This is a genomic window from Kurthia sp. YJT4 (assembly GCF_030219945.1).
In the GTDB taxonomy this organism is placed as follows: Bacteria; Bacillota; Bacilli; order Bacillales_A; family Planococcaceae; genus Kurthia; species Kurthia gibsonii.
In genome coordinates, this window is sequence record NZ_CP126689.1 from 2489665 (window position 1) to 2497500 (window position 7836).

Sequence of the window (7836 nt, forward strand, 5' to 3'; positions counted from 1 at the left end):
ATAAAAAGCCAAAATCACAACACACATGCGATTTTGGCTTTTCTTATGTTCAGATGAATCAATATACCATCTTCTTATATTTAAGTATTATTTCGCTTCTTCTTTCTTCTCATCTTCATCATCATATTGTACGGGATCTTGTGTATAACCATCTCGTTTTAGCTCTTGTTCATCGCGTAGTCTTTCCATCTGTTTTCCTAATTCTACAACGTCACTGAAGTTATTCGTCATATGTCCACTCGACACATTATCTTTACCTTTTTTCATCATTACCACGCCCCTTTTTAAGCCTTTACTATGTGTACCCTTTTAAAAGACTTTTCAAACCTTTTTATGCTATGCTATTTGAAAAATGGAGGCGATTGGCTCATGCGTATTTTATGGGACTTTGATGGAACCATTATGGATACTTATCCTGCTTATACCGATATTTTATATGATATATTGAACGGACAATTTACAAAAGAAGAAATCTATCAACAACTTAAAATTTCACAATCACATGCGATGGATTATTTTCAATTAACAGATGAACAACGAAAAGAAATGATTGAAAAAAGTCGTGCGATTACGAATTACACACCATTCCCCTATGTTGAAAACGTTCTACAACAGGCTGAAGTAAATGTTATTATGACACATATGAACCGAGCTTCTGTTGAACGTATTTTACAAGAAACAGACTTAGCCAAATACTTCACAGAAATTGTCGCCGGTGATGATGGTTTTGCACGAAAGCCAGACCCTGCTGCTTATGTCTATTTACATGAACGCTATGAACTCGACTATGCGATTGGTGATCGTGAGCTCGACTTAATCCCTGCTAAAAAAGCTGGCTTTAAAACGATTATGTTCCAAAACGATTGTGACGTTGCTGATTATACCATTAATGACTATCATCATTTTTTCGATTTAATTCCTTAAATATCAAAAAGAAGAAATCGTACAATCACACGATTTCTTCTTTTTTTATTCTATAAAATTGGTTTAAAGCTTTGTTGACGTAGCGCTTCGTAAATAATAATCGCTGCTGTATTTGATAAATTTAATGAGCGTACGTGGTCGCTTTGTGGAATTTGTAGGCACATATGTTGTTTGTCTTCAATTAATTCACGTGGAATACCTGTTGTCTCTTTTCCAAACATAAAGAAGATATCTTCTTCTGTATTCGAATAATCAAACTCTGTATAATTTTTCGTCCCGAATGTTTCGATAAAATAAATTGTCGCCTGTTGATGCTTTTCAAAAAATTCTTCTACATTGTCGTAATATGTGATATTGACACTTGACCAATAATCCAGTCCTGCTCTTTTCAGCATCTTATCATCTGTTGAAAAACCTAATGGACGAATTAAATGTAGGTGTGTATTAGTTCCAGCACATGTTCTTGCAATGTTACCTGTATTTGCTGGGATTTCGGGTTGATATAGGACGATGTGTAACGTCATCTAAGGGCACTTCCTTCTATTTTGTAATAAATGATAGTCCTTTTTCTATTTCCTCAAGTACTTCTTCATCTTGTTCCTTTTGTAGCGCTTGTTCTAATATTGCTTTTGACGCTGGCGCATCAATTTTCCCAATCGCATAGGCTGCTGCACCGCGAATAACAGGTCGTGTATCTTTTTGTAGCACTTCTGTTAGTGTCGGAATGGCTGATTCCTCTTTAAAATGTGCAAGTGCATAAATCGCATTTCGCTGCAATGGTTTCTTCCCTCGCCAAGAACCTGAAACATGACCAAAATCTTGTTTAAACTGTTTATTGGACATGGTTAGTAGTGGTTCAAGTAACGGTTTTGCAATTTCAGGATCTGGGAAGAACTCTTCATGAATTAAATTATGCTTACGCTTATTTTTCGGACAAACAGTTTGGCATGTATCACAGCCATAAATACGATTCCCTAAATGTGTTCGAAACTCATCTGGTAATGTATCTTTTGTTTGTGTTAAAAAAGCAATACAGCGCTGAGCGTTTAGTTGTCCTGCTTGTACAATCGCACCTGTTGGGCAAACATCTATACACAGGCGACAATCTAAGCATTCATCTTCTATTGGCTCATCCGCTATAAACGGAATATCTGTAATAATCTCTCCTAAATAAACATAAGAACCGAACTCTGGCGTAATAATATTCGTATTTTTACCACTCCAACCAATTCCCGCTCTTTCTGCAACAGCTCGGTCGGATAACTCCCCTGTATCGACCATCGACTTCGTTCGTGCATGTGGATGATGTGTATGAATAAATTCTTCAAGTAACGCTAATTTCTCACGTAAGACGGTATGATAATCGACACCCCAAGAAGCACGACAAAAAATACCACGTCTCGCACCTTTCTTCCCTTGTGGTGCATTCAACATCTTAGACGGATAAGCTAATGCAATCGCAATGATACTTTTTGCGTCTTCTAATAACAAGGTAGGCTCCGTACGTAAAGTGACATCAGATTCTTCAAATCCAGACTGATAGTTTAACTGTTGTTGCTGAATAAGACGTGCTTTTAAATCAATAAACGGTGTAGCAGATGCGAAACCAATTTTATCGATTCCAATGGACTGAGCATATTCTCTAACTTGTTGTTGAAACGATAAAACGTTCATTTGGTTTCATTCCTTTCTATATGATACAATTGGCAAAAATGAACAGATAGGTGATGTTTTATGCACATTCAACTAAATGAACAATTAACCAATCAAATAACAGATTTTAAAATCGGCACTGTCCATTATACCAAAATTATCGTGGAAGAATCGCCCCAAATGATTAAAGGACGTACACAATTATATCAAGAGAATCTATTTTTAGATTTACAAGATACACCTGTCGCAGAACATAAAGCCATTCAAGAATGGCGACACATTTTTAAAACACTCGGTGCTGATCCAAGTCGCTACCGTCCATCTGCTGAAGCATTACTACGTCGCATTGCAAAACAACAATATTTACAACCCTTCCACTCTGCTGTCGACTTAAATAACTTCTTTTCACTACAATATGAGATTCCTGTAGGGATTTATGATACGCATGCTTTACAAGGTGCTATCGAAATGACTGTAGGAACAGAGAATAGTATGTATGAAGGATTAAATGGTCGTGATGTCAAGTTAGCTGGAATACCTGTAAGCTGTGATGAACAAGGTCCATTCGGTAGTCCTTATGTCGATAGTAAGCGTAGTGCAGTTACTGAAGCCACAACAGATGCACTTCAAATTTTCTATCTTCCACCATCACTTTCTCATGAGTCATGCGAGCAGTTACTCGCTTCTGCTTCTAAGATGTTTACACAAATCCACGGGGGCGATGCAACATATGCCATTTTGAATAAAGAACAATTACAGACGACCATTTAAAAAAGTTCGGGCACGATGTGTGTCCGAACTTTTTCTTTATTCTACACCTGGTAAAAAGGCTAGTACTTTTTCATCTGCATCTAAAATAACATCTACACCTAGGGGAATACCGACATTTAAATCCTCATGCCCAAATTTAAAACCACTCACAACAGGCTTATTGAAGTCTTTAAAATAACTTGTAAATAGTGCATCTAACGACGGTGAATCTGTATAATCACGTGGTTCTGCGTGTGTAAAGCTACCGATGACTACACCCGCACAATGTTCGAACTTTCGTGCCATGCGTAATTGATTCAGCTTCGCATCAATCTGTGCTGGCTCTAATCCAATATCTTCGATGAGTAACACTTTATTTGCTGTATCCACTTCAAATTTTGTTCCGAGTGATTCACACAGTAATGTTAGATTACCGCCAACAATCGGCGCACGTACACGCCCTTTTGCGATTGTTTGAAGTGGTGAAATACGTTCATCATAGTAAATCTCTGCTGGATTAAATAACTGCTCAAACATTAAATACGTACGTTCTGGGATATCCTCTCTACCTAAAGAGGAAAGTGTTGGGCCATGGAATGTTACCAAGTTACTCAACTCACCAATCGCTGTGTGTAAAAATGTAATATCTGAAAAACCCCAGAAGATTTTTGGATTTTCTTCAAATAGCATATAATCTAATTGATCTGCAATACGCGCAGAACCATATCCACCACTTGCACAGAAAATAGCACGAATAGACGGATCTTCTACCATACGCTGTAAGTCACGTACACGTAATTCATCACTACCAGCTAAATAATGTTCTTTCGCTGTAACACTCTCACCCATTACATATTGAAGCCCTAACCCTTCAATAAAATCGAGTGCTTTTGTTAATTGCTGTTGATTCGGCGGACTAGCAGGAGCGACAATCCCTACTGTGTCACCTTTTTGTAAACGCATCGGTCTTTGTTTCATATGCCAAGCTCCTTTTTTTATACTCTCCTCTATTATAGAGTGATTTGAATCATAAGTGTACACACTTCAATCACTAAACCGCAAATGACACCTATACAAATCGCTTTTTTCTTCATCTGAACCTCCGAATTTTTTTCTTTCATTATAAAAATCGAATATGTCAAACAGATGTCTGTTATAATAAGAACAAAGATTCGTTTTTTTGAAAGGGAGATGACAATGGAGAAAACACGTTGTGCATGGGCAAATGTTTCCGAGCTTGATCAACAGTATCATGATGAAGAATGGGGTGTACCGATTACTAAAGATTCGGATTGGTTTGAAACACTTATTTTAGAAAGTATGCAAGCGGGCTTAAGTTGGGCAACCATTTTAAAAAAGCGTGAAACGATGCGCGAAGCATTCGATTATTTTGATTATGAAAAAATTGCACAATATGATGAAGCTAAAATTGAGCGCTTACTACAAAACGAAGGAATTATTCGTCATCGTGGTAAATTAACAGCAATGGTTCATAATGCTACCTTATTCATGGATATTCAAAAAGAATTCGGAAGCTTTAACGAATTCATTTGGACTTACACAGGGGGTACACCAATTCAAAATCACTTCACACAATTATCTGAAGTGCCTGCGACTACAGAACTTTCCACACGCATTAGTAAAGATTTAAAAAAGCGTGGTTTTAAATTTTTAGGTCCGACAACGGTTTATGCTTTTATGCAAGCAAGCGGCCTTGTAAACGATCATGTAACAACTTGTTTTTGCTATAAAAAAGATCTGCATGGTGCTTAAAAGCATGCAGACCTTTTTTTATTTAATACGCATCAACAAAGTCAGAGAAGAATCCATGAACACCCATTTGTTTATGTCTTTTCATCGTACCTCGGTCATTCACTGTATACGTATAAGAAACAATTTTTTTCTTTTTCAATGTTTGTACTAAAGGGGTATTTACAAATGTTTTATCAATACTCACTGCCCGAATACCGCGTTCATCACAAAATTCGGCTAATGATTGATTTGTATAACTTTCACGCCCAATCACATAGAGTACATCTTTAAAACCATAGTTTTTTAATAGTTGATAGTCTTGTTTGTAGAACATTTGAGGAATAAGACGATTTTTATCACGTGGCTTTAAGTTTTTAGTATAGACATTAATTTTTTTATATAGTGTTTGTACTGCTTGAGGTGACTTTGTTTTACCATCTAAAATAATATAAACATCATCATATTTCTTCAACAATTTAATAACTTGTTGAAAATCGATTGGTTTATATTTGTCTTTATAAAGTCGATTCTTAAAAGTTTCATATGTTTGGTCTTTTGTATCTTTCCAATCATGTCGCGCTACTACTTTTCCATCACTTGTCATATTAATATCTAATTCAATGAGACGATGACCTTTCTCATAACTATTTTGAAAAGCCTCAAGTGAATTTGTATATTTATCTCCTTCTATTCCACCACCTGCATGTGCAATGATGGTGTTTTCAGTCCACTCATAAGACTGGGCAAATGTCATATAGCTCGTAATGACAGCGATTAAAAAAAGTGCAGGAACAAAGACTCCAATAAAACGTTTCATTGTACCCTCCTTTTTCTAAGACATCATATCTATCATACTATATGTAAACAGAAATAGAAAAAATTTTTAAATAAGAAAATAGATTAACTAAAAGTATTTCATATACCTTTTAAAATTCAAAGAGGTTGTGACAAATAGTTCATTTCCTCTTTTAGAGTTCGCAACGAAAAAATGGAACCGTGTCACAGCACGATTCCGTTTTTTTCTTATACTTCATCATCATATTCATATAATTTTACTTATTGTTACCTTCACTAACTACCTCAAAAGCAATCGCTTCTTTTGGTTTAATCATATATAAGACAAATCCAATGAGACACCATACACCTAAAATTAGCCATTCCATAGGCCATACAAGTGCTGAAGGCATGCCTGGTAAATAGAATGTAATGAATAAAATACTCAATGCAATCGCTGCCACTCCTGTAAACTTCCAATATTTAATGCGATATGGACGATGTAATTCTGGTTCTACTTTTCGTAACTTCATAAACGCAAAAGATACTAATAAGTAACCTACGATAATACCCACTCCACCAGCATCTACAATCCATACAAGTGCCGGTCGACCTAAGAAAGGCGCAACTGCTGCTAAAATACCCAAGAAGATAATCGCATTTGTCGGTGTTTTGTATTTCGGGTGCATATAGGCAAACCATTTTGGAATCATATGATGTTCTGCCATCGCATATAAAATACGACTCCCTCCGATAATGAAGGCATTCCAACTTGTAATAATTCCTGCAATACCACCAATCACTAGGACATATCCCCAAACAGGACTACCAAATAGTGCAACCATTGCGTCTGCTGTTGCTAATTGACTTGTTAAAAGTTGTTCGTCTGGTAGTGCTGCTGCTACCCCAAAGACAACGAATAAATAGAAACATACCGCACTGACAATTGATACAATAATAATACGATCAATTGTTTTACCAGGTGCTTTAATTTCTGCTGCTACTTGTGGAATAACATCAAACCCTACAAATAAGAATGGAATCATAACAAGTACAGATAGTGTACCTCCGAATCCATCTGTAAACATCGGATCTAAATTTTTCATATCACCATTCGCAAAAGCCCCATATACCATAAGAGCTGCTACTAATACAATCGCAACTGTAAAAACATTTTGGAAAATAGCTGCTGGTTTAATTCCAAAGAAGTTTAGTGCTGTTAGTGCGACTGCACCTACAGAACCGATTAAAGCCCATGTAAGATACACTTCCCAACCACCTAATGTCCAAAGACTTACTTTATGTTCAACAGGCATTACGTAATCAATAACCGTTGGTAATGCGACTGCTTCAAATGTTACAACAGATACATAACCAAAAAGTACACCCCATGCTGCTACAAATGCGCTCTTTTTACCAAAAGCACGCTGGACGAATACTAATCCGCCACCTGTTTTGGGAATCGCTGCTGAAAGCTCCGCATACGTTAAACCGATAAAGATTACAAGTAATCCTCCTAATATGAATGCAATAATCGTTCCTAAAAAGCCTGCCCCTGTAATCCATTCCCCTGATAAAACAACCCATCCCCAACCAAGCATAGCGCCTAGTGATAGAAAAAGTACATCGACCTTTGACATCGACTTTGTAAATTCTTTATTATTCTGATTGCCCATGTTAATTTCTCCCTTCATGCTGTAGACTCTCGTTGCTTTCAAGCTTAAAAGCATGCTACACATTTTCAAAAAAAGCTAATACAACCCCATATATTCTGTATTAACTTATATAAATTCCCCTTTATTCCTTTCTTTATAGTGCTTACATAGATTATGAAGAATACCACTTTAAAATAAAAGAACCATCTTTTTCTTTTTTTTGGAACCAGTTCATTAGCACAGTATTTACTTATATTTAAAAGACAGATACATACATTTTCATAATTTTTACAATTCAACTAGAACACATAAACAGAACAAAAAAAAT

The 7836-nt window shown here is 36.2% G+C and carries 9 protein-coding genes; 3 read left to right on the forward strand and 6 right to left on the reverse strand.

Features of this window, described 5'->3' with window-relative positions:
* Nucleotides 1-87: 87 nt before the first annotated feature.
* A complete protein-coding gene (locus QN089_RS12350; RefSeq protein ID WP_068450984.1) occupies nucleotides 88-270 on the reverse strand; it encodes a hypothetical protein in 183 nt (60 codons plus the stop codon).
* 99 nt (nucleotides 271-369) lie between these two features.
* Here QN089_RS12350 and QN089_RS12355 point away from each other — a divergent pair, with 99 nt between their 5' ends.
* Complete coding sequence (locus QN089_RS12355; protein ID WP_068450981.1) at nucleotides 370-924, forward strand: HAD-IA family hydrolase; 555 nt, start codon at nucleotides 370-372, stop codon at nucleotides 922-924.
* Between the two features lie 50 nt (nucleotides 925-974).
* Here the strand turns inward: QN089_RS12355 and trmL are convergent, their stop codons facing one another.
* On the reverse strand, nucleotides 975-1448 hold the full coding sequence (trmL, locus tag QN089_RS12360) for a tRNA (uridine(34)/cytosine(34)/5-carboxymethylaminomethyluridine(34)-2'-O)-methyltransferase TrmL (protein ID WP_068450979.1): 474 nt from the start codon (nucleotides 1446-1448) through the stop codon (nucleotides 975-977).
* A 16-nt stretch (nucleotides 1449-1464) separates the two neighbouring features.
* On the reverse strand, nucleotides 1465-2598 hold the full coding sequence (gene queG, locus QN089_RS12365; protein ID WP_087679928.1) for a tRNA epoxyqueuosine(34) reductase QueG: 1134 nt from the start codon (nucleotides 2596-2598) through the stop codon (nucleotides 1465-1467).
* A 60-nt stretch (nucleotides 2599-2658) separates the two neighbouring features.
* Here queG and QN089_RS12370 point away from each other — a divergent pair, with 60 nt between their 5' ends.
* A complete protein-coding gene (locus tag QN089_RS12370; RefSeq protein ID WP_068450976.1) occupies nucleotides 2659-3348 on the forward strand; it encodes a B3/B4 domain-containing protein in 690 nt (229 codons plus the stop codon).
* A 36-nt stretch (nucleotides 3349-3384) separates the two neighbouring features.
* Here QN089_RS12370 and QN089_RS12375 read toward each other — a convergent pair whose 3' ends face one another.
* Nucleotides 3385-4305: a S66 peptidase family protein gene (locus tag QN089_RS12375; protein WP_087679926.1), complete on the reverse strand. Its 921-nt coding sequence runs from the start codon at nucleotides 4303-4305 to the stop codon at nucleotides 3385-3387.
* Between the two features lie 219 nt (nucleotides 4306-4524).
* Between QN089_RS12375 and QN089_RS12380 the strand changes: the two genes are divergently transcribed.
* The gene (locus QN089_RS12380) at nucleotides 4525-5100 is read left to right on the forward strand and encodes a DNA-3-methyladenine glycosylase I (RefSeq protein ID WP_087679925.1); all 576 of its coding nucleotides are present in this window, start codon (nucleotides 4525-4527) and stop codon (nucleotides 5098-5100) included.
* A 22-nt stretch (nucleotides 5101-5122) separates the two neighbouring features.
* On the opposite strand, the gene QN089_RS12385 is transcribed toward QN089_RS12380, so the two are convergent.
* Both QN089_RS12385 and QN089_RS12390 read right to left on the reverse strand, forming a co-directional pair.
* A complete protein-coding gene (locus tag QN089_RS12385) occupies nucleotides 5123-5896 on the reverse strand; it encodes a glycerophosphodiester phosphodiesterase family protein (protein ID WP_068450969.1) in 774 nt (257 codons plus the stop codon).
* Nucleotides 5897-6131: 235 nt separating this feature from the next.
* Nucleotides 6132-7529 carry an APC family permease gene (locus QN089_RS12390; RefSeq protein WP_285215419.1) on the reverse strand — a complete coding sequence of 466 codons (1398 nt, stop codon included), beginning with the start codon at nucleotides 7527-7529 and terminating at the stop codon, nucleotides 6132-6134.
* Between the last annotated feature and the right edge of the window lie 307 nt (nucleotides 7530-7836).

Coding starts and splice junctions, on each gene's coding strand:
- QN089_RS12350 (WP_068450984.1), bottom strand. CDS start 270: ATGATGAAAAAAGGTAAAGATAATGTGTCGAGTGGACATATGACGAAT.
- QN089_RS12355 (WP_068450981.1), top strand. CDS start 370: ATGCGTATTTTATGGGACTTTGATGGAACCATTATGGATACTTATCCT.
- trmL (WP_068450979.1), bottom strand. CDS start 1,448: ATGACGTTACACATCGTCCTATATCAACCCGAAATCCCAGCAAATACA.
- queG (WP_087679928.1), bottom strand. CDS start 2,598: ATGAACGTTTTATCGTTTCAACAACAAGTTAGAGAATATGCTCAGTCC.
- QN089_RS12370 (WP_068450976.1), top strand. CDS start 2,659: ATGCACATTCAACTAAATGAACAATTAACCAATCAAATAACAGATTTT.
- QN089_RS12375 (WP_087679926.1), bottom strand. CDS start 4,305: ATGAAACAAAGACCGATGCGTTTACAAAAAGGTGACACAGTAGGGATT.
- QN089_RS12380 (WP_087679925.1), top strand. CDS start 4,525: ATGGAGAAAACACGTTGTGCATGGGCAAATGTTTCCGAGCTTGATCAA.
- QN089_RS12385 (WP_068450969.1), bottom strand. CDS start 5,896: ATGAAACGTTTTATTGGAGTCTTTGTTCCTGCACTTTTTTTAATCGCT.
- QN089_RS12390 (WP_285215419.1), bottom strand. CDS start 7,529: ATGGGCAATCAGAATAATAAAGAATTTACAAAGTCGATGTCAAAGGTC.